This window comes from Thermosynechococcus sp. (genome assembly GCF_046299635.1).
GTDB lineage: Bacteria > Cyanobacteriota > Cyanobacteriia > Thermosynechococcales > Thermosynechococcaceae > Thermosynechococcus.
Genome location: NZ_JBKBHV010000027.1, coordinates 1 through 25013, shown reverse-complemented (window position 1 = coordinate 25013; position 25013 = coordinate 1). Strand labels below are relative to the sequence as shown.

25 protein-coding genes, 1 tRNA gene and 2 pseudogenes are annotated in these 25013 nt (G+C 55.5%); 18 read left to right on the top strand and 10 right to left on the bottom strand.

The genetic code is table 11. The annotated features are described in order from the left end of the window. The first annotated feature begins 1 nt into the window (after position 1). Both ACK4IR_RS10365 and ACK4IR_RS10360 read left to right on the top strand, forming a co-directional pair. The gene (locus ACK4IR_RS10365) at positions 2–856 is read left to right on the top strand and encodes an energy-coupling factor ABC transporter ATP-binding protein (RefSeq protein ID WP_409874287.1); all 855 of its coding nucleotides are present in this window, start codon (positions 2–4) and stop codon (positions 854–856) included. A gap of 128 nt (positions 857–984) precedes the next feature. Next, positions 985–1347 carry a response regulator transcription factor gene (locus ACK4IR_RS10360; protein ID WP_409874286.1) on the top strand — a complete coding sequence of 121 codons (363 nt, stop codon included), beginning with the start codon at positions 985–987 and terminating at the stop codon, positions 1345–1347. A gap of 2 nt (positions 1348–1349) precedes the next feature. Here the strand turns inward: ACK4IR_RS10360 and ACK4IR_RS10355 are convergent, their stop codons facing one another. Together ACK4IR_RS10355 and ACK4IR_RS10350 are read right to left on the bottom strand one after the other, a co-directional pair. Further along, a complete protein-coding gene (locus ACK4IR_RS10355; RefSeq protein ID WP_409874285.1) occupies positions 1350–2612 on the bottom strand; it encodes a phospholipid carrier-dependent glycosyltransferase in 1263 nt (420 codons plus the stop codon). A gap of 1 nt (position 2613) precedes the next feature. Then, entirely contained in the window at positions 2614–3747 is a 1134-nt protein-coding gene (locus tag ACK4IR_RS10350) for an HhoA/HhoB/HtrA family serine endopeptidase (protein ID WP_409874284.1), read from the bottom strand. Between the two features lie 181 nt (positions 3748–3928). Here ACK4IR_RS10350 and ACK4IR_RS10345 point away from each other — a divergent pair, with 181 nt between their 5' ends. Further along, positions 3929–4792, top strand: coding sequence for a prephenate/arogenate dehydrogenase (locus tag ACK4IR_RS10345; RefSeq protein WP_409874283.1), 864 nt, complete (start codon positions 3929–3931; stop codon positions 4790–4792). On the opposite strand, the gene ACK4IR_RS10340 is transcribed toward ACK4IR_RS10345, so the two are convergent. From ACK4IR_RS10340 to ACK4IR_RS10325, 4 genes are all read right to left on the bottom strand, one after another. After that, complete coding sequence (locus tag ACK4IR_RS10340) at positions 4769–5260, bottom strand: phosphate-starvation-inducible PsiE family protein (protein WP_409874282.1); 492 nt, start codon at positions 5258–5260, stop codon at positions 4769–4771. The genes ACK4IR_RS10345 and ACK4IR_RS10340 overlap by 24 nt on opposite strands. Before the next feature lie 2 nt (positions 5261–5262). Beyond that, positions 5263–6018, bottom strand: coding sequence for an MBL fold metallo-hydrolase (locus ACK4IR_RS10335; RefSeq protein ID WP_409874281.1), 756 nt, complete (start codon positions 6016–6018; stop codon positions 5263–5265). Positions 6019–6028: 10 nt separating this feature from the next. Then, complete coding sequence (locus ACK4IR_RS10330) at positions 6029–7540, bottom strand: protein kinase domain-containing protein (RefSeq protein ID WP_409874280.1); 1512 nt, start codon at positions 7538–7540, stop codon at positions 6029–6031. Between the two features lie 107 nt (positions 7541–7647). After that, positions 7648–7720: transfer RNA gene (locus ACK4IR_RS10325), tRNA-Thr, on the bottom strand. A gap of 274 nt (positions 7721–7994) precedes the next feature. On the opposite strand from ACK4IR_RS10325, the gene ACK4IR_RS10320 reads away from it, so the two are divergent. The 5 genes from ACK4IR_RS10320 (at position 7995) to ACK4IR_RS10300 (ending at position 12789) form a co-directional block, all read left to right on the top strand. Continuing rightward, positions 7995–9239, top strand: coding sequence for a protein kinase domain-containing protein (locus ACK4IR_RS10320; protein WP_409874279.1), 1245 nt, complete (start codon positions 7995–7997; stop codon positions 9237–9239). 17 nt (positions 9240–9256) lie between these two features. Continuing rightward, positions 9257–9928 (top strand): DUF1614 domain-containing protein, encoded by a 672-nt coding sequence (locus tag ACK4IR_RS10315; protein WP_409874278.1) that lies wholly within the window; start codon positions 9257–9259, stop codon positions 9926–9928. 65 nt (positions 9929–9993) lie between these two features. Beyond that, complete coding sequence (gene ndhN / locus ACK4IR_RS10310) at positions 9994–10446, top strand: photosynthetic/respiratory NAD(P)H-quinone oxidoreductase subunit N (RefSeq protein ID WP_409874277.1); 453 nt, start codon at positions 9994–9996, stop codon at positions 10444–10446. A 129-nt stretch (positions 10447–10575) separates the two neighbouring features. After that, positions 10576–10836, top strand: a complete 261-nt coding sequence (locus ACK4IR_RS10305; protein ID WP_409874276.1) for a TM2 domain-containing protein — start codon at positions 10576–10578, stop codon at positions 10834–10836. A gap of 165 nt (positions 10837–11001) precedes the next feature. Beyond that, positions 11002–12789: a DNA polymerase III subunit gamma/tau gene (locus tag ACK4IR_RS10300; RefSeq protein ID WP_409874275.1), complete on the top strand. Its 1788-nt coding sequence runs from the start codon at positions 11002–11004 to the stop codon at positions 12787–12789. A gap of 13 nt (positions 12790–12802) precedes the next feature. On the opposite strand, the gene ACK4IR_RS10295 is transcribed toward ACK4IR_RS10300, so the two are convergent. Next, entirely contained in the window at positions 12803–13168 is a 366-nt protein-coding gene (locus ACK4IR_RS10295; RefSeq protein ID WP_409874274.1) for a DUF309 domain-containing protein, read from the bottom strand. 71 nt (positions 13169–13239) lie between these two features. Between ACK4IR_RS10295 and psb29 the strand changes: the two genes are divergently transcribed. The 4 genes from psb29 to ruvC all read left to right on the top strand — a co-directional run bounded on the left by psb29 (position 13240) and on the right by ruvC (position 16641). Next, a complete protein-coding gene (gene psb29 / locus ACK4IR_RS10290; protein WP_409874273.1) occupies positions 13240–13908 on the top strand; it encodes a photosystem II biogenesis protein Psp29 in 669 nt (222 codons plus the stop codon). Beyond that, the gene (locus ACK4IR_RS10285) at positions 13895–14632 is read left to right on the top strand and encodes an HAD-IA family hydrolase (protein WP_409874272.1); all 738 of its coding nucleotides are present in this window, start codon (positions 13895–13897) and stop codon (positions 14630–14632) included. The genes psb29 and ACK4IR_RS10285 overlap by 14 nt, the downstream gene beginning before the upstream one ends. 321 nt (positions 14633–14953) lie before the next feature. Beyond that, positions 14954–16156 carry an NAD(P)/FAD-dependent oxidoreductase gene (locus ACK4IR_RS10280; protein ID WP_409874271.1) on the top strand — a complete coding sequence of 401 codons (1203 nt, stop codon included), beginning with the start codon at positions 14954–14956 and terminating at the stop codon, positions 16154–16156. 5 nt (positions 16157–16161) lie between these two features. Then, positions 16162–16641, top strand: a complete 480-nt coding sequence (gene ruvC, locus ACK4IR_RS10275) for a crossover junction endodeoxyribonuclease RuvC (RefSeq protein ID WP_409874270.1) — start codon at positions 16162–16164, stop codon at positions 16639–16641. Here ruvC and ACK4IR_RS10270 read toward each other — a convergent pair. After that, the gene (locus ACK4IR_RS10270) at positions 16591–16860 is read right to left on the bottom strand and encodes a hypothetical protein (protein ID WP_409874269.1); all 270 of its coding nucleotides are present in this window, start codon (positions 16858–16860) and stop codon (positions 16591–16593) included. The genes ruvC and ACK4IR_RS10270 overlap by 51 nt on opposite strands. 112 nt (positions 16861–16972) lie before the next feature. On the opposite strand from ACK4IR_RS10270, the gene ACK4IR_RS10265 reads away from it, so the two are divergent. Genes ACK4IR_RS10265 through ACK4IR_RS10255 form a run of 3 tightly spaced genes read left to right on the top strand, consistent with a single transcriptional unit; the run spans position 16973 to position 20156 of the window. Further along, on the top strand, positions 16973–19018 hold the full coding sequence (locus tag ACK4IR_RS10265; RefSeq protein WP_409874268.1) for an NAD(P)/FAD-dependent oxidoreductase: 2046 nt from the start codon (positions 16973–16975) through the stop codon (positions 19016–19018). Beyond that, positions 18957–19472: a hypothetical protein gene (locus ACK4IR_RS10260; protein ID WP_409874267.1), complete on the top strand. Its 516-nt coding sequence runs from the start codon at positions 18957–18959 to the stop codon at positions 19470–19472. The genes ACK4IR_RS10265 and ACK4IR_RS10260 overlap by 62 nt, the downstream gene beginning before the upstream one ends. Positions 19473–19502: 30 nt before the next feature. Continuing rightward, complete coding sequence (locus ACK4IR_RS10255; RefSeq protein ID WP_409874266.1) at positions 19503–20156, top strand: MarC family protein; 654 nt, start codon at positions 19503–19505, stop codon at positions 20154–20156. A gap of 25 nt (positions 20157–20181) precedes the next feature. Here ACK4IR_RS10255 and aspS read toward each other — a convergent pair whose 3' ends face one another. Continuing rightward, on the bottom strand, positions 20182–21981 hold the full coding sequence (gene aspS / locus ACK4IR_RS10250) for an aspartate--tRNA ligase (protein WP_409874265.1): 1800 nt from the start codon (positions 21979–21981) through the stop codon (positions 20182–20184). 261 nt (positions 21982–22242) lie between these two features. On the opposite strand from aspS, the gene ACK4IR_RS10245 reads away from it, so the two are divergent. From ACK4IR_RS10245 to ACK4IR_RS10235, 3 genes and pseudogenes are all read left to right on the top strand, one after another. Next, the gene (locus ACK4IR_RS10245; RefSeq protein WP_409874264.1) at positions 22243–22479 is read left to right on the top strand and encodes a hypothetical protein; all 237 of its coding nucleotides are present in this window, start codon (positions 22243–22245) and stop codon (positions 22477–22479) included. A 92-nt stretch (positions 22480–22571) separates the two neighbouring features. Then, positions 22572–24311: a mechanosensitive ion channel family protein gene (locus tag ACK4IR_RS10240; RefSeq protein WP_409874263.1), complete on the top strand. Its 1740-nt coding sequence runs from the start codon at positions 22572–22574 to the stop codon at positions 24309–24311. 2 nt (positions 24312–24313) lie between these two features. Further along, a pseudogene (locus ACK4IR_RS10235) lies at positions 24314–24670 on the top strand (NAD(P)/FAD-dependent oxidoreductase); the annotation flags it as partial. A gap of 132 nt (positions 24671–24802) precedes the next feature. Here the strand turns inward: ACK4IR_RS10235 and ACK4IR_RS10230 are convergent. After that, positions 24803–25013: pseudogene (locus ACK4IR_RS10230) on the bottom strand (RNA-guided endonuclease TnpB family protein); the annotation flags it as partial.

The following is a 25013-nucleotide window of genomic DNA, read 5'->3' as shown; positions in this document are numbered from 1 at the left end:
GATGTCCGTTCCGCTCCTTGAGTTTCAGCAGGTGGAGTTTCGCTATCCCCACACCCCCGCCCCTGTGCTTCAGAACTGCTCCTTTACCCTCGAGGCAGGGCAGAGGGTTGCCCTCTTGGGGCTAAACGGTTCGGGCAAATCCACCCTCTTTTATTTGGCGGCAGCCCTCTATCGGCGCGATCGCGGGGAAATTTACTGGCAAGGACAACGGCTTGTCTATCAACCAGACCGACTGCGGCAGTGGCGCCAACGCATTGGCTTGGCCCTTCAAGACCCCGAACAGCAACTGGTGGCTGCAACGGTGGCGGAGGACATCTCCTATGGGCTGTGCAATTTGGACTTGCCTAGGGCAGAAATCGAAGCGCGCTTGCACCAAACCTTACTGGACTTTGACTTGGTGGATCTGGCCGATCGCCCCCTGCATCACTTGAGTTTGGGGCAAAAACGGCGGGTAGCCTTGGCGGGGGTGATGGCTTTAGCACCGACCCTGTTGCTCCTCGATGAACCCACCACCTATCTCGACTACCAGCAGCGACAGCAATTGCACCAAACCCTAGAGAACATCCACCGCCAGGGAACCACAATTGTTATTGCCACCCATGATCTGGATTTCGTCTACGGCTGGGCAGACTGGATCATGGTGCTGGTCAAGGGTCAGATAGTAGTGAGCGATCGCGCCCAGCGGGTCTTTGCACAATGGCCGACCCTTGCTCCCCATCTGGGAATCCCCGTTCTTTTAGACCTCTGGCAACAGTGTCCTGCTGCTTGGCGACGAAATCAGCCACTGCCGCGCACCCCCGCCGCGATTGCTCAAATCTGGCAAAGAAATCTCTCAGTGCCACCAAACACTGGTTAAGGGAGCATTAAGAGAATTTAGAAAAATCCTCAAAAGTGGGTATCCTAGGGATGGGTAGTCGCAAGCAACTGCCCAAGACATGACTCCTATGGTTGAACAACCCAGCGCGGCATCAGGGAAACTTCTGTATGGCTACAATTATGATTGTTGATGACAGCCCTACCCTACGGGCAATGATTGTTGAGCTAATGAAAGAGCAAAACTACGACGTTGTCGAGGCCGAGGATGGCGTTGAAGCCCAAGAAAAGATCAAAGCCCAATGCCCAGACTTGGTGATTCTGGACGTGGTGATGCCGCGCATGAATGGTTATGAATTGTGCCGCTGGATTAAGGGCGAAGCGGCTTCCCAAAATGTGCCGGTCATCATGTGCACCACCAAAGGTGAAGAATTTGATATTCACTGGGGCAAAAAACAGGGGGTAGATGCCTATATCACCAAGCCCTTTGATCCGGCAGAACTGGTGGCCACCGTCAAACGACTCTTGGGATAGGGCTAAATCCAAGAACGCAACCACATTCGCCTAAAAAAGGCGGCAGGGGTCAGCGGCAGACCAAGGGAGAGGGGGAGCCAGTAGAGAAAGCCACCGATGACCCCCCCTAGAACCGCAATCCGCAGCCAGCGTGACCAAGCGCCCCAATCCTGGCTGGCTTCCCAGACCCAAGCCAAAGCCATAAAGCTATAGAGGGCAGCAGGGAGGTAGTGGTAGATAAACACACAGCGGCTCACGAGTGCCCAAGGCAAGAGATGGGCAGCATAGTTCAAGAGCAGAAAACGGCCGGCAGTTGTGGTCAATCCAAGAGGTAAAAGCGCCAAAGTGGCCAAGGTACCCAGCCACAGGAGGGGCGGGTTAAAGAGAGCATAGACGGCATACACCCACTGTGTCTCTGCCAGGGGAAGGGGCGGGCCAATCACGGGCACCGGTTCGGCAAGGCTTTGCACCCGCTGAAAAAAGTAGCTCATCGGACGTAGCAACAGCGGCCAAGACCACCACGGGGAACAGTAGGGATGAGCTGTACTGGAGACACTGCGGTGAAAGTTGAACATTTGTTGATGGAGAACCAGTAAGCTTTGGTGGGGGTGAAACTGGAGATGGGGCAGCCAGAGGAGGGTATAGACCCCAAAGGCGACAAGGGGTAACAGCAGGCACATCTGCCACCACTGGTAGGTGGTCTTCCACTCAGCTGGCAGCGGCAACCCCTGCTGAAGAAGCCAGAAAAGGCCTACTGCCAGCAAAAAGCCCAAGCCACTCCACTTCACGGCCACGCAGGCACCAAAGACGATTCCTGCGGCAATCAGCCAGAGCGATCGCCCCCTACCCCTATAGCGCAGCCCCCACAGCCAGAGTATTTGGCCAACTACCCCCAAAAGCACCAGCGGCACGTTGATGAGGGCATAGCGGGACTCCACCAAAAAGAGGCCATCGAGAGCAACGAAGCCTCCCGACAACAGGGCAACCCGCGATCGCCCCGTCAGGAGATAGGCCAACACCGCCACCGCCACCGGAATCAGCGACCCCAACAGGGCGTTCATCCAACGATAGCCCCAAGGATGAAAGCCACCCCCCAGCCAAATGCCGAGGGCAATCAGGTATTTTCCCAAAGGGGGATGGGCATCAAAGAAGGGAACCCCTGCCAGATAGTTGCGGCCAAAGCGGGCAAAATAGACTTCATCAAAAACTAAAGTTGGAAAGCGGGTTAGCCCCCAAAAGCGGGTTGCAAGGGCAAACAGCCACAGCAGCAGTAGCCCCCAAGGCATCCTAGGCCGCTCCCTGGAGCTCCGCGGTGCGCACAGCAATCCGTTGGCTGCGATCGCCCCGTTGAACTGTCAGGTTAAGAACTTGCCCCACAGCAGCACTATCCACAATGGCCTGCAATTGATCGGCACTGCTAATCGGTTCCCCATCTACGGCCGTAATCACATCCCCCCAGCGCAGACCCGCCTTGGCAGCAGGGGTATTGGGCAGCACTTGTAGCACCAGCACGCCGTTGACCTCCGGCAGCAGAACAGGAGAATTGGGGTTGGCATTGTTTTCTCGTGCCATGGCCGGTGTAAAGGTGGTCATTTGAATGCCAATGTAGGGATGCTGGATTTTTTCGCCGCGAATTAGGCGGGCTTGCAGCGCTTTGGCCTTGTTGATGGGAATGGCAAACCCAATCCCCATGGCATCGGCACGAATGGCGGTGTTAATCCCGATGACTTCCCCTGCTTCATTGAGTAAAGGCCCGCCGGAATTGCCCGGGTTGATGGCCGCATCGGTTTGAATGAAATCAAGGCGCTTATCGGGGATGCCCACTTGGGCGCTGGAGCGGTGGAGGGTACTGATAATCCCCAACGTCACCGTGTTATCAAGACCAAGGGGATTGCCGACGGCGATCGCCCAATCTCCCACTTTTACCTGACTGGAATCCCCAAGGGGAGCCGTGGGCAGGGGTTCGGTCACCCCTTTGAGTTTGACAATTGCTAAATCCGAGACCTCATCCACGCCGCGCACTTCCCCTTCAAACACACGACCATCCTTGAGGCGCACCGTCACCGTATCTGCTTCACTCACCACATGGGCATTGGTCATCACGATACCACTCGGATCGATGATGAAGCCCGACCCCTGACCCCGCAGCCGATCCTCTTGGGGAGGCAAGGCTAAACCGGGAAAAAACTGGCGAAAGAAGGGATCGCTGAGAAGGGGATCTGGCGTGCGGACAATGGTGCGTTCGGTATCAATGCGCACCACGGCATCCCCCACCCGTTCAACCGCTGTGGCGACAAAACTGTGGTGAGCGGTAGAGACTGCTGCCCACGCCGGGGAGCCGCTACTGAGGCACCAGATAAGGACAAGGCCAAGGCAGAAGGGGAGGGTCTGCAACAGGAAATGGGCAAGGCGTTTCATCATGGATGGCCTAGAGCGCAACAGAATTCAATTCCGATTGTATCGAACTTCACGGTGTTGCCCAGGGCTAGGGATGGCGGCAAGGGTGGGCGGCTCCGACAATCTGCACCGTTCTCTGCTCAAGAACAACAATCAGTGTCATAATTGTGAAGGTTGACTAACAGTATTCAAGTTTAGGGGCACTATGCTACGGATTGGCATCGTCGGCCTAGGACTGATTGGTGGTTCGCTGGGTATCGATTTGCGGGCAAAGGGGCACTATGTAGTAGGCTTGAGTCGGCGGGCAGAAACCTGTGAGCGGGCGATCGCCAAGGGGGCTATTGACTGGGGCAGTACGGAGCCAGAAATTTTGCGTGCCCTTGATCTGGTGTTTCTCTGTCCCCCCATTGGCAGCATTCTCAGTGTAGCCTTGGACATCACCCCCTATCTGAGTCCAGAAACAGTGCTCACCGATGTGGCATCTGTCAAGGGAGCAATTGTCCCCGCCCTAGAAAAACTCTGGCTCCGCTATGTGGGTGGGCACCCCATGGCCGGTACCGCAGCGTCCGGCATTGAGGCAGCGCAAGCCCATCTCTTTAGGAACGCGCCCTATGTGCTCACTCCAACCCTCTACACTCCAAGTGCGGCCATTGACTGTGTTGCTGGCGTGGTCAATGATTTAGGGGCAAAGCTCCTCTATGCTACCCCCTCGGATCACGATCGCGCCGTGGCTTGGATTTCCCACCTACCTGTTCTGGTGAGTGCAGCACTACTTTTGGCAAATGCTCAAGAGGCCGATGAACCCATTCGGACACTGGCGCAGCGCTTGGCCAGCTCCGGCTTTCGCGATACTAGCCGTGTTGGGGGCGGCAACCCAGAGTTGGGACGGATGATGGCCGAATATAACCGCGCGGCGCTGCGTCACTGCCTGATCCACTACCGTGCCACCCTTGATGATCTGATTCGCCAAGTGGAGCAGGAGGACTGGGAGCGGCTGCAAACAACCTTAGAACAGGCGCAAGCCTACCGCGAGCAAGTCTATCCCTCAGGGACGCCGCCGGTAGTTTAGACGACGCACAATCCAGTAACTGGCAGATAAGGCCAGAATGGCGATCGCCAGCCCCAAGAGCTTGGCCACCGTTTCCGGTTGACTAATATCCAGAATGATGAGTTTACGGGCAATGGCAATGAGGGAGGTGACAATCACCAGCTCGACAATTTGCGACGAGACATGGGTTTTCAGGTAGGCAGTGATATTTTCGAGAATCTCCAGCGCCACAAGGACATTGAGAAACAGACCAAAAATTTTCACCAGCTCAAGGCTAAATTGACCCAGCGGTGGTGAGAGCAACTCTGTGGCCAAAATCCGCCCCAAATCAATAATGGCGACAATGACCACGATCAACATCCCGATCGCCAGCACGCGGGTTGCGATCCCCTGCATCTGACTGAGCAACTGCAAAAACCGTTGATTGTCCTGAAGTAAAAGAATTGCCCCCTGCCAAAAGAGAATCAAAGGCCGCAGCCAGCGTCGCATCCCTAGACCTCAGTCAGCAGCACAAGGGGAGTGTAGGCCACCGGTTCCACCAAACGGGTATCCAAGCCAAGTTGCTGAAACGACACTTGCAGTTCCTCAAGGGTTCCCCTAACTGAGAGCAGTCGCGGTAGCCATCCCTGAAGGCGGAGGGTGCCATTGCCGGCGGTGGTGATCATCACCTTGGGCTGAAGCCATTGCCCCAATTCCAGCGCGCTTTTGCCCCCCTTGAGAATCGCGCCGACTATGGGTAAACAGACATCCAAAAGGGGCGTAATTACCACATCCACCTTGCCGTAGGTGCGCAGCCACGGATCATGACAGCCGTGGGGTTCATAGTAGAGACTTTGAGTGCCCCAGCGCAGAAGATAGCCATTTTCCAGTTGACTAGGGCCGATACTGGCGCCCTTGGTGGCTTGGATCGTCAGATCGCGGTACGTGTGGGTTTGATGGAGACTGAGGGAAATCACCGTTTCAAAGCCAAGGGCTTGGGCAACTTTAGCAGCACTGGGGGAGGCAATGACCGGTAGGGCGCGATCGCAGGCGCACAACGTCGGTTCATGACAGTGATCCGGGAAGCCTTGGGAGAGCAAAATAGCATCAATATCTGTTGGAATTTCACAGGGGCGCGATCGCTCCGCCTGAAAGAGCCACGGCATGTTGCCAAAGGTGAGCGGCCCCACCAGCCACGGATCAACCAAAATCCGCGTATTCCCCAACTCCCATAACCAAGTGTTGCTCTCCAACCACGTTAACTGCATTGCCCTGCTCCTACAGGAACCGCCCCAAGATGTTGTAAATCAGCAAGAAGATGTTGCCCATAACCACACAACCCAACCCCACTAAACCACAAATGAGCAGGGCTGTCACACCCCCTAATCCCGCTTGCAAGAGGGGCACAAAAAAGAGAACTGCCCCTGAAATAACCGCAATGATCAACTGCTCCCAGTGTTCAATCCAGCGTTTGTATTGCATAAACACTAAGAGAGCAAACAATGCACCAATCAGGCCAGCACTGACACCAACGGGCAACTGCCAAGTCGTCATCAAGCTAAAAATCATCAGTCCCAAGGCCGTCATTTCAAAGCCTGTAAAGCCGGCACCAACGAGAATTTTCAAAGCGGGTAAGGGAGGCGCAGGCTGCCGCGGTGGTTTTGCTCTCGGACGCGGTGTGCTGGTGGGAGGCGTCAGGGGTGCAGGTGAAGGAGGAGATGGCGGTTGAGACACCACCGGTGGCGGGGCAGGAGATGAGGTCACAGGTTGTGGGGCAGAAGAGGAGGGGATGACCGGCGGGGGAGCCGGAACAGGTTTAGGGGAAGCATTTAAGTCTGCTAAGACCTCTGCCGCGGATTGGTAGCGATCGCTAGGCGCAGGTTGCAGCATGCGGTCAAGAATGGCTTGTAGTTGTGGACTGACTTGGGCGTAGGCATGCCACTCCCAGCGGTTGTTATAGGCATCAAATAATTGACTAGGATCTTTGCCCGTTAGGAGCACAATACAGGTGACGGCCAAGGCATAGAGATCTGAACTGGGATAGACCCGCTCCCCCCGCGCTTGTTCCGGTGGCGCATAGTATTGAGTATAAATACCTGTAAAGTGTCCTTGTTGTCCCCCTGCTTGGGAAATCTGCTTTACCGCACCAAAGTCCAGCAGGTAGAGCCGCCCTTGGCCGGGAAACTTTGTCTTGCTGGGGTGCTGGCGCATAATATTCGAGAGTTTAATGTCACGGTGGATCGAGCCGTGGTCATGGACGTACTGCAACACGGGTAAGAGTTCCCGCAGCACCTGCCGCACCTGTTCTTCGCTAAAGCATCCCTGTTGAACCAGTTCATCCTCTAAGGTTTCACCATCAATATATTCCTGTACTAGGTAGAAATACTGCTCTACCCCTTGTCCATCCACACTGGGGACTTCCTCAGCAAAAAATGCCAGTAAATCTGGAATCTGAGCATGCTGCCCCAGTTGATCAAGAACTTGCCCTTCCCGCTCAAAAAGTTCCAGTGCCTTTTGCCGACTCTGGGGATCGGACATCAGCGGCATAAACTGTTTAATCACGCACTCGCGCCGACCCGGCGTATCCAAATCCCGCGCTAGATAGGCTGCCCCAAAGCCCCCACGCCCTAAAAGCCGTTCTGCGACGTATCGCCCCCGCAGAATCAAGGGCATCCCACAGGCAGTGCAAAATCGTTCCGCCACACGGCTATAGCGTTTGTTGGGGTTGTCTAACTCTGGAACATCGTTTTGGGGACGACTACAGTGGGGACGGGTGCAGTAGACAAGCATAGTAGGGGTGGCGCGATCGTTTCCTTGATCATCATAGTGCTGTCATAGCAGACAAGACTAAACCGAAAGAACACTACATCTTTTATTTTTAAGCGCTAAGCGACCGAAGCTGATGGTCGGACTCGAACCGACGACCTACTGATTACAAGTCAGTTGCTCTACCAACTGAGCTACACCAGCACTATTCCTTAATGTACTACGCTTTGGCAGCAGCGAGAACCCTGAGCACCTGCAATCTGCAAGTGAAATCGTTATCTTGCTCCCTTCTTTGCCTACGACAACAAGCATCCGCTAGGCTGAGAAAAATAAGCTAAATTCTGATTACAGTCCTATTCTAACCTATTCTAAAAGATGGGATACGCTAAGGAGTCTTCTCCTACAGTGGCTTTCACCGTTATGAGCGTATTCCATCCATGGGAAAAGGGTCGTCGTTTGCTGTGGCAGTTGTACGCCTGTGATTATCTTGCACCTGTTAGACCCTTGGAAACGTACCCCGATCAAAACATGGCGTTTCCCGATTAAGACGACCATTCGTATTGGTCGTGCCGCAGACAATGATGTGATACTCAATGATATTCTCATTAGTCGCTATCACGCTGAATTGTGTTGCTATCGAGATCCAGAAAATCTTGGCCGTTGGTATCTCAAAAGTTTGGGGGCGATCGGCACCTTTGTTGACGGTCGCCTTGTCTCTGAGAGGAAACTTGCCAGTGGCAGCCTGATTCAGCTAGGCCCTACAGGCCCAATTCTTGAATTCCATGAGCAATCCTTTCGCGGCAGTGCGCCCACCCTCAGTGAGTGTACCCATGCCGGTAACCTGCCAGGGAATCTGTTTTGCATTCACTGTGGTCAACCCCTCAATGTGCAGCGCACGGTACGCAACTATCACATTCTGCGCCTTTTAGGGCATGGCGGGATTGGCACCACCTATTTAGCCTGTGAAGCTCAATCCCCTGGGGAATGGACTGGTAAGGTTCCAGAGGTGCGGGTTCTTAAGGAACTGCGGTCTGACATGGAGGACAATGAGAAGGCACAGGAACTATTTGAACGAGAAGCTCGCATTTTGCAATTCCTTGACCATGCTGGCATTCCCCGCTTTTATGACTTTTTTGTTGAAGATGGGAAAAGCTATTTGGTTATGGAACTCATTCATGGTATTGACCTAGAGCGCTGGGTGCTGCGCAATGGCACGGTACCGATTCCGCAGGCAGTACAGTGGATGATTCAAACCTGTGGTGTGTTGGACTATCTGCACAACCAAGACCCGCCAGTGATTCACCGTGACCTCAAGCCCAGTAACTTGCTGGTGCGATCGCGGGATAATCAGATTGTTTTGATTGACTTTGGTGCGGTCAAAGAACTGGGGCATTCCCCTAGTGGTACTCGCATTGCTGTGGAGGGCTACAGTGCTCCGGAACAGATGATGGGCCAACCCACCGTTCAGTCGGATCTGTTTGCAGTGGGGGCAACGTTAGCTTTTTTACTGTTGGGCAATAGTCCGATTCGCTTCTATCACCACCGTGATGGCTTTCATCGCCTTGATGTTTCGGATCGCCCAGAGATTCCTGAACCCTTGAAACAGGTGTTGCACCGCGCTACGGCTCCCTTGGTTCGCGATCGCTACCCTTCCGCCATTGCCCTAGCCAAAGCCCTCAAGGAAGCCCTTGTGGAACTGTCCCAAGAATCGTCGCAAGTTTAACGTGATCGTCAATTCCTATGATTTATCTGCCGGTTACTGCTCTGCTCTTTGTCCTACTGCTGCTGTCGCTGCCCTTTCTTTGGCTGGCGATCGCCCTCGATGCTGTACAAGTGGCCGTTGCCAAGTTGGGCTTTTCACCCACTGCCGCCTCGGCACTCCTGCTGCTCATCATTCTCGGCAGCACGATTAATATCCCCCTCTATGAGCGGGTTTCTACGGTGGCAATTGTGCCCGACTTTGAGGAACTCTGGTTGAGTCGGTTTTGGGGCATTCCCCTACGCAAAATCGAGCAGAAGACCATTGTGGCGCTGAATGTGGGGGGCGGTCTGATCCCAACCATATTGGCCCTTTACCAATTTAGCCGCGTCAGTCCCTTGGCAATTCTCTTGGTGACGGCAATTGTGGCCGCGGTGAGTTACTACTCTGCTCAGGTGGTGCCGGGGATTGGCATTCAGATGAATGCCTTGGTTGCTCCCCTCACCGCAGCCATGACGGCCATTTTGATCTCCGGGGGGGTGGCGGCGGCGCCCATTGCCTTTGCTGGCGGTGTACTGGGAACACTGATTGGGGCAGATTTACTCCACCTACGGGAAATTGAGCGGATGTCAGCGGGCGTGCTCAGTATTGGTGGTGCGGGGGTCTTTGATGGCATTGCCTTATGTGGGCTATTTGCATTGCTATTGACTTAGGCATATCCGCAGTAGGAATGCGCATGGTAAAGTGCTGGATGGAATGCTAAAACCTGTGAGAATCTATGGGTCTGCTGGCCGGCTATCAATTTGTTAAAGATTTAGAGTCCGCTGGGGCATTGGCACTCTTTGTGCCGCCGGAGGGCGGTTTTGAGGGCCGCTATCAGCGGCGATTGCGTTCTAAGGGCTATACCACCTTGCCCATGAGCGCACCAGGGTTGGGGGATTTGGCGGCCTATCTTACCCAAGAGCATGGCATCCGTCCTGCTCACACCGGCAAGGAGAACATCCGCGTTTATTTTCAACCCCCCCTTGTCACCTACCACTTGGAGAACCTACCCCCCAATGCCAAAGGCCTAGTGCTCTGGCTCATTGATGGTAAGCGGCTCTCAAGGCAAGAATTTGCCTACTTGGCACAGTTAACCCAGACCCTGCCCAAGTTCAAAGTGGTGGTGGAAGTGGGGGGCGATCGCTACGTGCGCTGGGAACCCCTAGCGGATTGGGTCGCTGCTGCCTAGGCGTTGACCGTTTTGGGTCAATTAATCAACTGCCTGCTTGCCCCTTGACAATTTTCCCTAACCCCTGAAGGATATAGGCCAAGAGGGCGCAATCGCGCTGTTTCACAGGTAACCATTGGGGAAGGGACAATGACCTCAAATTCCGATATCTCAGGCAAGAAAATAGCAGCCGGCATCTGCGGTATCCTCTTGGGCGCCCTTGGTATTCACAAGTTTGTACTTGGCTACAACACCGAGGGCTTGATCATGCTGCTGGTGAGTCTTTTAAGCTGTGGGTTGCTTGCCCTGGTCATGGGCATCATTGGTCTGATTGAGGGCGTGATCTACCTCACCAAGAGTGATGAGGAGTTCAACAGAACGTATATTGCCGGCAAAAAAGGCTGGTTTTAGGGGCAACGATTGATCTCCGTTGGGGAGACGGCGGGGCATCGCTCTTGGTGAGCCGAGAGTCATTGCCGGCCTGTTAGAATAACAGGCGCATCTGGTCTTGTCCTCTTTGGTTGGATTGCTGAGTCAAGAGCAGGTCTTTGCCGGCAGATCCCTTGCAGCCCAGCGGTGACCTACGAACCTCTACATCACAAATATCGTCCCCAACGCTTTGCAGATCTGGTGGGTCAAGGGGCGATCGCCACCACCCTCACCCAAGCTTTGCTCAAGGAGCGCATTGCCCCTGCCTATCTTTTTTGCGGTTCGCGGGGTACGGGGAAAACCTCTAGTGCTCGAATTCTGGCAAAATCCCTCAACTGCTTGAGCAGTCCCAAGCCCACCCCCGATCCCTGTGGGCAGTGCGACGTGTGTCGGCAAGTTGCCGAGGGCACCAGTTTGGATGTGATTGAAATTGATGCCGCCAGCCACACCGGGGTGGACAACATTCGCGAACTGATCGAGAAGGCGCAATTTGCCCCAGTGCAGTGTCGCTACAAGGTTTATGTCATTGATGAGTGCCACATGCTCAGCGTCTCGGCCTTCAATGCCCTCCTCAAAACCCTCGAGGAGCCGCCGCCCCATGTGGTCTTTGTCCTTGCCACCACCGATCCGCAGCGGGTCTTACCGACGATTGTTTCCCGTTGCCAGCGGTTTGACTTTCGGCGCATCCCCGTGAGGGAAATGGTGGCCCATCTGCAATGGATTGCCGACAAAGAGCAGATTGCGATTGAACCGGAAGCATTGACCCTCGTGGCCCAGTTGTCCCAAGGGGGGCTGCGGGATGCCGAAAGTCTTTTGGATCAGTTGAGCCTATATCCCGAACGGATCACCGTAGAACATGTGTGGCAGCTCACAGGAGCAGTGCCAGAGCAAGAGTTGCGGCAATTATTGGGGGCGATCGCCCGCCGCGATGCGGTGGCGGTGCTTGAGCACACCCGCCAATTACTGGAACGGGGTCGCGATCCCCTGACGATTCTGCACCATCTGGCCGGTCTCTATCGGGATTTGCTCTTGGCCAAAACCGTTCCCCAACGGCAGGACTTAGTGGCTCTGAGCGCAGAAACTTGGCAGGCACTGATTGCCCTTGCCGAGGCATGGTCTGTGGAGGAAATTTTGCAGGCCCAACAACATCTGCGCACCTGCGAAAGCCAGATTAAACAGAGCAATCAACCCCGTCTTTGGCTGGAAATTAGTATTCTGGGGCTAATCACGGAGACAGGGTCACACCCCCCTGTGCCCAATATAATGCCGACTGCCGACCCGAAGCCCACCATTGGCTTGCCCCCTAGGACTGAACCGGCGGCAATTGCTGCGCCTGCTGCTCCCCAGGAGCCGGAAGCTCAACAGGCTCAAATCAATCAAATCAAAGATACCAAGGAGAAGGTTGCGCCCACCCCTAAGCCCTCTCCTGAACCGCAGGCAGAGAACACCGAAGGCGTCTGGCATGAAGCGCTGCAGGTCTTGCAGCAGAGGCAAATGAGTACCTATGCGCTGCTCTCGCAACACGGTCATCTGCGACGGGTGAGCGATCGCGAGGTGCACATCGGCATTGTCAATCAAACCCTGTTAAATCTGACAAAGAATAACCAGGCCAAAATCGAAGCTGCCTTTTCCCAAGTGCTAGGCCGCCGCATCAAAGTGGTCTGGGAGATTGCCCCGCCGCCCTCCAAAACCCCGCCTGCCCCAAAGGCCAAGGAACCGCCGCAAGCCGCTGTCCTCCCTCCCCTGCGGCCTCAGGAAGAACCAGCCCCCCCGCCGGCATACCAAGCCCCTGCCACCGCCTGCGATCCGCTGCGTGAATCCGCCGAAAAACTGGCACGCTTTTTTAACGGTGTGCTCATTCGCTTCCCCGAAGAGGGAGAAGATCCGCAGACCCCGATTGCGGCAGCACCTGAGGAGGAAGAGCTTGAATATTAGGGGGTCTCGGATTCTAGGCCTGATCTGGGGCTGCGGCAACCGCAAGATGCAGGTGAATTTTCGGCTCCGCCTCAAGGGAAGTCTGAAGCTGCCCCTGCAACTCTGCCACCGCCGCTAAAAAAGGGGTCAAGTCTAGGCCATAAAAGTTTGGATCGCACTGTTGAAGACGCCGCCGCCCTTCCCCCAACAGCAAAATCGCCCCCCGCCGGTTGCCCCGCCTCAGGTGGTAGCAGGCCACGGCAACCTGCAACAGGCCTTGGTAGAACGTGCGCTCCGGTTCAGCGGCCTCTAACCAGAGGGCTTCTAGGGTGTCATGGCAGGCATAGAATTCGCCACAGTTGAACTGGGCAATGGCGAGGGCAAGCTCAGGAGGCATCATTGATTGGGAAAGCGCAATGGGGGATAATAGTCAAGAATCATGACATTTTTTAACGAATATCGGCAGAGCTTGTGCAACATCCTCGAACCGTCTCTGATACCAAACGCGCCTTTTATGCGGCTCACACGCGACCGATTCACTCGATCTACCGTCGCTTTATTGAAGAACTGCTGGTGGAAATTCATCTGCTGCGCGTCAATGTAGAGTTTCGCTACTCTCCTCTCTTTGCCCTTGGCGTCGTTACCGCCTTTGACCAGTTTATGGAAGGGTATCAGCCGGAGGGCGATCGCGCCAATATCTTCCATGCCCTCTGTGTGGCCGAGGAAATGAACCCGCAACAGCTGCAGGAGGATGCCGCCGCTTGGCAGCAATACCAAGGCCGTCCCTTGAGCCAAATCCTTGATGAACTCAGCAGGGGTCAACCCGCTGCCCCCCTCAACAGCCTCAACCACGAGGGCAAATATAGCCGTCTCCATGCCGTAGGTCTGTATGCCTTCCTGCAAAAGTTGGCGGGAGATGTCACCAAGCATCTCAACGAGACACTGGATCAACTGGCTCCCGTGATCAAGCTGCCCATCGAGAAAGTCAAGCGCGATCTTGAACTCTACCGCAGCAACCTCGACAAAATGACTCAGGCCCGCAGTCTCATGAAAGAGCTGGTGGCGCAAGAACGCAAGCGCCGTGCCCAAGAGGTCTCTCCCCCACCGGCGGTGGATGCCAGTTCCGATGCCCCTGCTTGATCCCCCCCAACTCATTACCCTCGATGCGGTCGGTACCCTCTTTGGCCTCCGGGAATCGGTGGGCACCGTTTATGGCCGCTTTGCTGCCGCCGTCGGGGTTCATGTTGAGCCGGCGCCACTGGATGTGGCCTTTTTTCAGGCCTTTAGGGCTGCCCCTCCCTGCGCGTTTCCGGGTCTGGGGGCTTCCCAACGCTTAGAGGCCGAATTCAAATGGTGGCAAGGGGTTGCAGCGGACACGTTTCGCCGCGCGGGCGTGCTGGATCAATTTGCCGATTTTGGCGCATTTTTTGGGCCGGTCTTTGCCTACTACGCCACGGCTGAACCTTGGCTGGTTTATGGGGATGTCTTGCCCGCTTTGCAAGATTGGCAAGCCCAAGGCATTCCCTTGGCGGTGGTGTCGAATTTCGATAGCCGTTTGTACGGGGTTCTAGAGGCTCTGGGATTGGCTCCCTTTTTTCAGCAGGTGTGGATTTCCAGCGAAGTGGGGGCAGCAAAACCAAATCGGCGCATTTTTGAGGGGGCGATCGCCCCCTATTCCCCCCACCAAGTGTGGCACATTGGCGACAGTTGGGAAGAAGATGTCCGCGGTGCCCAGGGCGCTGGTCTGCAAGCGATTTGGCTGCGGCGCGATCGCCCCTTACTGCCGGATCCGGCCCTCCCCGAGACCCTGGCCGTGCCTCAAATTGCCGACCTCAGGGATGCGCAAGTTATACTGAGGGGGTAACAGCAGTAACCGATAAATCAACTAAAATTACATAAACTTATGCTTTTATGGTGTATAACCACTCTTATGAGCAAACTATCAATTTCTCAAGCGGCGAAATGAAAGGGTGTGTCCACCCCAACCCTGCGGCAGTGGGAGGCTCCATCTGTTAGACTTTGTAAGTACCCCAAGCTCTGGGGAATTAAAGCCTGTGGAGAAGTAACACCCCTTGAGAGCGTCGCCCTTGAGACTTCGATGAAGCAGGAAGTCAGCAGCAAATCTACTGAGTCCATTTGACTTGACTGGATAGATTTGTATAAGTCTTAGAGAGCGGACAGCGTCATGACAAGATCAGCGGTGAGCAGTCAAATTTGCATTCTCGGGGGTGGCTTTGGCGGGCTTTATACCGCCCTGCGGTTGGCGCAGTTTCCCTGGTCTTCGCCGCCGGAAATTACCCTTGTGGATCACAGCGATCGCTTTGTCTTTACCCCTTTGCTCTACGAGCTGATTACCGGCGAACTCCAGGCATGGGAAATTGCCCCGCCCTTTGTGGAGGTGCTCAAGGATACCCCCGTGGTCTTTCACCAAGGAACGGTAACCACCGTGGATCTGTCCACAAAAACGGTTCACCTGAGGGAGGACACCCCCCTGACCTATGGGCAACTCGTTCTGGCCTTGGGAGGGGAAACCCCCAAAAACAGTATTCCCGGTGTGGCGGCGTACGCCTTGACCTTCCGTACCCTCCAAGATGCCTACCGTCTGGAAGAGGCGCTGCAGCGCTGTGAGCGCTCCGATCGCGACCGCATTCGGGTCGTGGTGGTGGGGGCCGGTCCGAGTGGAGTGGAACTGGCCTGTAAATTGGCGGAGCGCCTAGGCAGCCGCGGGCGCATTCGTTTGGTGGATCGCAACACCGAGATCCTCAAGTCCTCCCCGGCATTCAATCGCAAGGCGGCACTGCGGGTTCTCGAAGACCGAGGGGTTTGGATTGATTTAGAAACAACCCCCGTGGCGGTGACGGCAGATCATATTTCCCTGCAATACAAAGACCGCGTCGAGGAGCTGCCTGTGGATATTGTCCTGTGGACGGTGGGGACGGCGGTTTCACCCGTGATTGCTGCCCTTGATTTGCCCAAAACAGCTACGGGGCGCCTTCAGGTGCTCCCCACCCTCCAGGTCGTTGATCACCCCGAGATCTTTGCCCTGGGGGATGCTGCCGAGGCGGTGGATGAGCAGGGACAAGCCATTCCCCATACGGCGCAGGCGGCGTTTCAACAGGCGGACTATGCCGCTTGGAATCTCTGGGCAAGTCTGAGCGATCGCCCCCTCCTTCCCTGTCGTTATTCCCATCTGGGGGAAATGCTCACCCTCGGCACGGATCGCGCCGCCTTGGCGGGGCTGGGATTGACCCTCGATGGCCCTTTGGCCTACTTGGCACGGCGGCTGGCCTATCTCTATCGCCTGCCCACCCTCGAACACCAACTCAAGGTGGGATTGAACTGGATGACCAAGCCCATTCTGGATCTATTGACAGGGGTCGTGAAGTAGGAGAGGTGCGCATCCTTGGCCTAGACCCCGGTCTTGCTACCCTTGGCTATGGCTGTATTGAGGTGCAGGGCAACACCTGTCAAGTATGCGATTTTGGCGTGATCACGACCCCTGCCGACACCGCCGTGGGCGATCGCCTGCGGAGTCTCTACAACGATCTGCACACCCTCATTCCTGCCCTCCAACCGGATTGGGTGGCGTTGGAGCGCCTCTTTTTCTACAAGATGAGCCATACGATTGTGGTGGCGCAAGCCCGAGGCGTGATTCTCTTGGTGCTTAGTCAGCTTCAGTGTCCCCTGATGGAATTCACCCCTCCCCAAGTGAAGCAAGCCCTCACCGGTTACGGCAATGCGGCCAAAATCGCGGTGCAACAGGCGGTGCAACGGGAACTGCAACTTCCCCAGCTTCCTAGGCCCGATGATGCTGCCGATGCCCTAGCGATCGCCCTCACGGCCGGTCGGTACGCCGACACCATCAACCGTTGACCAAGCCATTTCCACTGCTTCACTGAGCCATTGGCGCGTTTTGCGATCCAATCGGTCATCTTCTGCTAAGACCCATTCCTGCACCTGTGCCAAACTGTGGCCTTGGGCACGGCAAATGGTAATCACGCCGGCGATCGCTGCGGCAATCGCCTCTTCACTGACCGGCTGCCGGCTGAGGGCTACCATTTCTTCAAGATTCTGCGGAATGGGATAATGCATAGGACAACAGGGCAATTCTGAGAACTCGTAAACTCTCTTAAACTGTTTAGTACAGTGCAGTTTACGCCAAATTGTGCCGTTGTCAAGCTCCCTAGGAGACCTTTGAAACAACATGCAAGAACTCCTATACCTTGAGGTGCCCACGCCCGATACCCTAGCGGTCATTCACTGGCTGCACCACACGTTTCGACCCCGTCTGGGAACCATTGTGCCCAAAGACAGCGGTGGCCGCTGGCAGATGAGGAATACGAATACCGAACTGGCCATCTTTCTCTGGAGCTTACAACGCACCACGTACCTCAAGGTGATGCGCTGGGGAGAGGAGCCGTTTCCCCAAGAGCGTGCTTGTGTGCAGCAGCTTCGGCGGGAGCTGTGCTCGGCCTTTCCCCTAAAACCTACGAGCCTCCCCTCTTGGCCTGCCGGCAAGACCATTTTTGAAGCGTTGGGCGATCGCTACCCCCTGACGGTGAAATACTTTCAACGCATGCCCCAAGGGGAAGCGGATCTAGAGCGCGTCTATTGGTGGGAACAACGCTGGCGCCAAGGGGTACAACAGCCCACGCCTCCAGTTCCTGTGTTGCAGTGGGCAACGCCCCCCTGTGATCCGCCGAGCTACGACCTGGTTTATGTGGGGGGCGCCTTGGGGGTCATCCATGCAGCGGTGATGGCGCGGTTGGGCTACCGGGTGCTGGTGATTGAGCGGTTGCCCTTTGGGCGGATGAATCGGGAGTGGAATATCTCCCGCCTGGAATTTCAGAGCCTGATTGATCTGGGGTTATTCACTGCGGCCGAGTTTGAGAGCCTGATTGCCCGCGAGTACCGCGACGGCTTTAACAAGTTCTTTGATGCCACCAGTCCTGCCCATTGTCGGGCACCCGTCCTGCACACGCCCACCGTGCTCAACATTGCCCTTGACTCGGCAAAGCTCCTCCAGTTGTGCGGTGAGAAACTGCGCCAAGCGGGCGGGGAGATTTGGGATTGGACGGAATTTGAGACGGCCACGGTTCATCCCAACGGCGTCGTGGTGCAAGCACAGCATCGCCAGACCCAAGAACAGCGACAGGCGATCGCCCGTGTCCTTGTGGATGCGATGGGGACTGCCTCTCCCATTGCGCGGCAACTGAACGGCGGGCGGGCTTTTGAGAGTGTTTGTCCGACGGTGGGGGCAATTGTGAAGGGAATCCCGCCGGAAGTTTGGGATGGCGATTACGGCGATGTCCTCTTTAGCCATGGTGATATTTCGCGGGGACGACAACTCATTTGGGAGCTGTTTCCGGGGGCAGGGGAAGAGCGCACGATTTATCTATTTCACTACCACCACATTCGGCCGGAGTTTCCCGGCTCTTTACTGGAACTTTACGAAGACTTCTTTGCCATTTTGCCGGAGTACCGCCGCTGCGATTTGGATCAACTGACGTGGGTGAAGCCGACGTTTGGCTACATTCCCGGCCACTTTAGCCACCATCGGGGCGATCGCGCCGTGGCCTTTGATCGCGTCCTAGCCATTGGGGATGCCGCCTCACTGCAATCCCCCTTAGTCTTCACCGGCTTTGGCTCCCTGGTGCGCAACCTTCCCCGCCTGACGGATCTGCTGGATACCGCACTGCGGCATGACCTTGTCCAAAAGCAATTTCTCAACCAAATTCGCGCCTATCAAAGCAATACGGCGGTGACATGGCTCTTCTCGCGAGGCATGATGGTGCCCAGCGATCGCCCCCTTCCCCCCGAGCGGGTCAATGCCATGCTCAACACCTTCTTTGGCATCCTTGGGCAGGAATCCCCCGAACTGGTTGATCGCTTCATCAAAGACCGTACCGGTTGGCTGGCCTTTAATCGCATGGCGCTGCGAGCTGCTTGGCAAAACCCCCACCTCCTGGGGTGGATCTACGCAATGGTGGGGCCTTGGCATCTGCTGCGGTGGCTGCAAAGCTACCTCAGTTTTAGCTTGGATGCCCTCTACCATACCCTCTTTGGTTTTTGGTTGCCCCCTTTAGTGCGCCGTTGTCAAGGGTGGCTTGAACCCCTTGCCCCCCAACTGTGGTTTTGGCTGTTGGGGCAAAGCTATGCCCTGAGTTACTCGGTGGGGCAACCCCGCCTTGAGCGTCCTTTGGCACCGCCACCAACCCCTAGAGTTGATGCGGCCGTTTCCCCTCGCTAACCTTGGGAACAAGGGTATTGCGGAGAGAACCACGGTGAATGCGGTAGAGCAGGCAGTGACGGTGCAGATGGCCAGTAAGCTGGGGGCGATTGTTCACCTCTTTAGGCAGTGCAATCCGGATCTGCGGGCGGATCTGCACCCCTGGGCCGATGACCCCCACACCCGCCGCTGGATGGATCCCGATTCCATTGACATCGGCTTTCACCTCCCCGGCTGGAGTCGCCGCTGGCAGGCCCGCAGTCTGCTCCTGCAAATCCGCCTCTACGGTGACCCTGACTCTCCCCAACGCCGTGCCATTGGCCTAGAGATTGTTGGTTTTAGCTACATGAGTGAGCAGTGGCGCTTCCACAGTATTGGTCAGGGGGTGTTTAGTGGCCCCAACCTTCCCGATAAAGACGTGCGCAATCAACTGCGGACCATTAGTCAGGAGATTGTTGCCCTCCTAAACGCATGAAGCTGTGACTTTTGCCCGCTACATCGGTCAATGGTGTATCCAACCTTGCATCCAACCTTCTCTTTTTTGCTGGGAACCGTCGCTGCTTTGTTTCCCATTGCCGACCCCATTGGCGCCATTCCCATTTTCTACACCTTCACCGCAAAACATCCCCCCAAGTACCGTCGCCAACAGGCAAAACAAATTGCCCGCAACGTGTTTGCCGTTTTGGTTGCCTTCTTTCTAGGAGGCAAGTTCATCCTTGGCTTCTTTGGCATTTCCTTAGCCGTGGTGCGCATTGCCGGCGGACTCATTGTGGCCCACACCGCTTGGCAAATGGTGACCTCTCACCAGCGGTTAACCCTTCAGGAGCACACCGAAGCAATTGATAAGGAGGATATTACCCTGACACCGATGGCCGTTCCTCTCATCAGTGGGCCGGGGGCGATCGGGGTGACGATGACGCTATCAACCCGCTGCCAAACGTGGGAAGAGTACCTCGGCTGTCTGTTGGGAATCGGGCTGTTTAGCGCCGTGGTCTACCTCTGTCTGTTTTTGGGCGAGCCGCTGGTGCAAAAATGGGGCAAAACCGGCGTGGGGGCTTTAACCCGTATTCTGGGGTTCCTCATTCTGGCGATCGCCGTCCAGTTAATCGCCGACGGTAGTTTGGAACTCGTGCGAGCCAACCTGTACCAAACTCGTTAAACCGGCTCCAAGGAAACGGCTGGACTTAGGCTTTTTTTGCGGTTTTCGTAGGCATGGCGGGCGTCACGTGGAGTTCCTTGAGTTGCTGCGGTTCCACACCACTGGGGGCACCGGTGAGCAAACAACGGGCTTGCTGCGTTTTCGGAAAGGCGATCGTGTCGCGGATGGACTCTTCACCGGCAAGGAGCATGACTAACCGATCTAAGCCGTAGGCAATCCCCCCATGGGGCGGAGCACCGAATTCAAAGGCTTCGAGGAGAAAGCCGAATTTTTCTTGAACTTCTGCCTCAGTAAGGCCAATGGTTTCAAAAACTTGGCGTTGCAACTCCGGTTGATAAATGCGTAGACTGCCGCCACCCACTTCATAGCCGTTAAAAATTAGGTCGTAGGCTTGGGCACGGGCGGTCTTGAGATCGGCTAAATCCGCCGGATGGGGAGCGGTAAAGGGGTGGTGCAAGGCCTCAAGGCGCTGCTCTTCGGCATTCCACTCAAACAGCGGGAAATCCACCACCCACAGCAGATGAATGGCCGTCGGATCGATGAGGTCAAATTCACGGGCAATCCTCTGCCGCAGCCGATCGAGGGTTTTGTTGACCGTTGCCGCGTCCCCGGCGCCAAAAAGCAGTAAATGCCCCGCCTTCGCCCCCGTTCGCGCGAGGAGGGCAGCCTTTTGCTCTGGAGAGAGGTTATCCTTGATGGCGCCAATCGTGTCAATCTCGCCGTTGTCGCGAACGCGGATGTAGGCCAGCCCCTTAGCACCGGCGGCAGTGGCCTCTTGGAAGAGATCGCCACCGGGTTTAATGCGCACATTGGAGATGCGATCGCTACCGTGGGGAATGGGCAAAATTTTGACAATGCCCCCTTGGGCGATCGCCCCACTAAAGACCTTAAAGCCACAGTCTTTGAGAATATCGGAGACATCCACCAGTTCGAGGCCGTAGCGGGTATCGGGCTTGTCGGTGCCGTAGCGATCCATGGCCTGTTGGTAACTCAGGCGGGGAAAGGGACGCGCCAGATCAATCCCCTTCACGGTTTTGAAAATGTGGCAGATGAGCGCTTCGTTAAGATCAATAATTTCCTCCTGATCCATGAAGCTCATCTCCATGTCCAGCTGGGTAAATTCGGGCTGGCGATCGGCGCGCAGATCCTCATCGCGAAAACAGCGGGCAATCTGGTAGTAGCGATCGCACCCCCCCACCATCAACAACTGCTTGAACAACTGCGGCGACTGGGGGAGGGCAAACCATTCCCCCGGATTCACGCGACTGGGCACCAAGTAATCGCGGGCACCCTCCGGCGTCGAGCGGGTGAGAATGGGGGTCTCCACTTCAATAAAGCCCGCCTCATCCTCCAGAAACCGCCGCATGGCCTGAACAACCCGATGGCGTAACTGCAAGTTCCGGGCCATCCGTTCTCGCCGCAGATCGAGATAGCGATAGCGCAGCCGCACCTCTTCCCGCACCGATTCATTCTCGGTGTTGGAGATGGCAAAGGGGAGTTGCTGGCGCACCGTGTTGAGCACCTCAATGTGATCGGCATAGACCTCGATCTCGCCGGTGGCCAATTTCGGATTGACAGACTCTGCGGGACGTTGGCTGACCCGACCGATGACCTTCACCACATACTCACTGCGCAGGCGATCGGCTTGGGCATAGGAGGCGGGAGTGCGCTGGGGGTCACTGACAATCTGGACAATGCCGAAGCGATCGCGCAAATCAATAAAGATGACGCCGCCATGATCTCGCCGCCGATCCACCCAACCGTAGAGGGTGACCGTTGTTCCGATATCCGTTAGCCGAACATCGCCACAGTAATGTGTGCGCATAGACTCTGCTGATTTTTGAGTATGTTGGTAAAGCCTTACTATTTTAGCGGTTCACCGCCCTACCAAGATGCGGAGCCTCCCCAAGGAAGCAGAGGTTCACAGGCGGACTGGGCTTTAGAGATTGCCATAGAAGTTTACAGAACTTCATGTGGATTCCCTAACTTTAGTTGCGGCTTTCGCAGATTCCTCCCCAATCTCCAAGGGGCAACGTATGGTAGTAGATAGACAAAATCTAAAGAAAACCTTAAAAGGAGGGCAAGTATGACCCCCTCTCTCCTCCGGCAGTTTTGGCGCTTTGTTGAGCAAGCACAGGTGGGACGATTGTTGAGTATGGATGATCACACCCTCCAGGGGTGGCTGGTGACACAGTTTAGTGATGTTTATCCCCTAGAACACCACCAGCGGCATCATCTGGAGCGCTATATTTCCTCGCGTCTTTCCCTGATTCGGGATGTGGCCGGCGACTGCGCTCCCCGCCGTGTTGGCGATCGCCCCTAGGGAACCGTGAACTGAGTTCAACCTTCAAAAGGTGAGAGGATACTTTTAGCACTGTTTGCCTTCAAGCAACCCCTTGGCAGTGGATGATCAACTTGCGTAAACCATTATGGCGGTGGGGAGCGATCGCCCTTGTGGCGTTTTTTGTAGCCATTCTCTCTCCTTGGCCGAGCGTTGCTCAGGTACCTGTGCCGGAAATCACTCAAACCACAGGTGCTCCTCTACCCTCTGGGGTGATTCGCATTGGCGAGCTAGAAATTACCGACGTGCGCTTTGATGGCAGTAGCCTCTTTACAATTGCTGCGCCCACGGTGCGCGATCGCGCTAATCCCGGTAATGCGATTCCTGTTGAAGTTCGCGCAGAATTCATTCAATCCAATCTACGGCGGGTGCTGAATAACGCTCTTGCCCAGAGACGGGAATCGCCAGAACAGGTGAATATCGGTGTTGCCCGTCTCAATAATGTTTTGGTGATCAGTGCCCGCGTTGGCCAAGCGGAACGCACCACTCGCCTCTTAACGGTCACAGAAGCCGACAGCGATTACCATCAACTGCCGCCCGAAACCTTAGCACAGCAGTGGCGGGACATCTTGCAGGAGCAGATGAACCGAGCCGTTCAGGAACGTACCTATACCGCCCTGATAGCCCAAGTTCAAGAAGCGGTTTTCATCTTTTTGAGGGTGGCAGGGGGAAGTCTCATCCTATTCATTGTGCAGCGGTTACTCCTGCACCAAGGCAAGCATCTAGAAAGACAACTGGAGAGAGTGGTTACCCAAACCACAGAACCGGAGTGGCTTTTCCCCCTTTTACCCCATCTGCGACATCATTTTTTTCTCAAGCAGCGTATCCAGCTAATTAGTCTCGTTCGCTATCTGCTGTTGTGGGGGCAAGTGGCTCTGTGGCTGCTCGGCTTAGCAGCAATTTTGCGTCTCTTTCCCATGACCCGCTGGCTGAGTTCCCAAGTCTATGGCCTGCCGATTCTTTGGATGGTGGTGTGGTTTGGCACTGGGCTGCTGAATCAATTTGCCGATTTGGCTTTTGATCGTCTGCGTGTTTTCTGGGAGCAAAATAATCTGCTCAAGTTTGCCGATACCCAGCGCAAAACTCTGCGGATTAGTACCACTGTGGAAGTGATGCGCGGCTTTAAGACCGTTGTGATCTACCTGATTCGCTTAGTGGTCATTTTGGGGTCGTTGGGGGTACCTGTTTCCTCTATTCTGGCGGTCGGGGGCTTTTTAGCCTTGGCCATTTCCCTAGGGTCGCAGAACTTGGTGAAAGACATTATCAATGGTCTGCTCATTGTCTGGGAAGATCAGTATGGCATTGGCGATGTGGTAGAAATTGAACCCTACTCAGGCCTCGTGGAAAACTTGAATCTGCGAATTACGCAGTTGCGGAATGCTGAGGGGCAGTTGATTACAATTCCCAATAGTATGATTACCAAGGTGGCCAACTTAACCCGTACGTGGTCACGGGTGAATCTTGAACTGTGGGTAGATATTGAGACCCCTCCCGATCGCTTACTCTCTCTATTGGATGACCTTAGTCGTCGCTTTTATGAAGAGCCTGAGTGGCAACTCAAGATGTTGCAGCGACCAGAGGTGCTGGGCATTGATCAGATTACTGCCAGTGGCTTACTCGTGCGCATCTGGATTAAGACACAACCAGGACAACAATGGGCAGTGGGGCGGGAGTTTCGGCGGCGGGTGCTCAACCTGATGGCCGCAGAGGGGATTGCTGTGGGTCGGCTGCATCAACAGCTTCACTGGAGGCGCGATCGCAACGGCAAAAACGGCAAAGATGAAGATACCCATCCCTCTCCCTTGGAATCCTGATTGTGGGTCAGCGCATTTTAGTGATTGGCGGCGGTGCCGCCGGGTTTTTTGGGGCGATCGCTGCTGCGACGGCCAATCCTCATCATTGCGTGACGATTTTAGAAGCTGGAGCCACGGTGCTGAGCAAAGTCCGCATCTACGGCGGTGGTCGCTGCAATGTCACTCACCACTGTTTTGATCCGGCGCTGTTGGTGTAACACTACCCCCGTGGTGGCCAAGCCTTGCGGGGTGCTTTTAGTCGCTTTCAACCCCAAGACACGATCGCTTGGTTTGAGGCGCGGGGGTCAAGTTAAAAACCGAGGCCGATGGGCGAGTCTTTCCCGTCAGTGATGATTCAGAAACAATTATTAACTTTCTCGTGCAGGAGGCAACGGCTCTGGGCATTCGCATTCGGACGCGGGCAGCCGTAAAGGAGATTGTTCAAGTCGGCGGTAAGTTTCACGTCACGCTAGCTCAGCAGTCCCAACCCGCTCTGTAAGACTGATACAAATCTATCCAGCCAAGTCAAATAGACTCCATTGTTTAGATTTGCTGCTGACTTCCTGCTTCATTGAAGTCTCAAGAGCGACACTCTCAAGGGATGTTACTTCTCCACAGGCTTCAATTCCCCCAGAGCTTGGGGTACTTACAAATTTCAACAGTTTGAGACTCGCATTCAAGTCTCTATCTATGGAAATGCCACAATGAGCACAGTTGTAAACT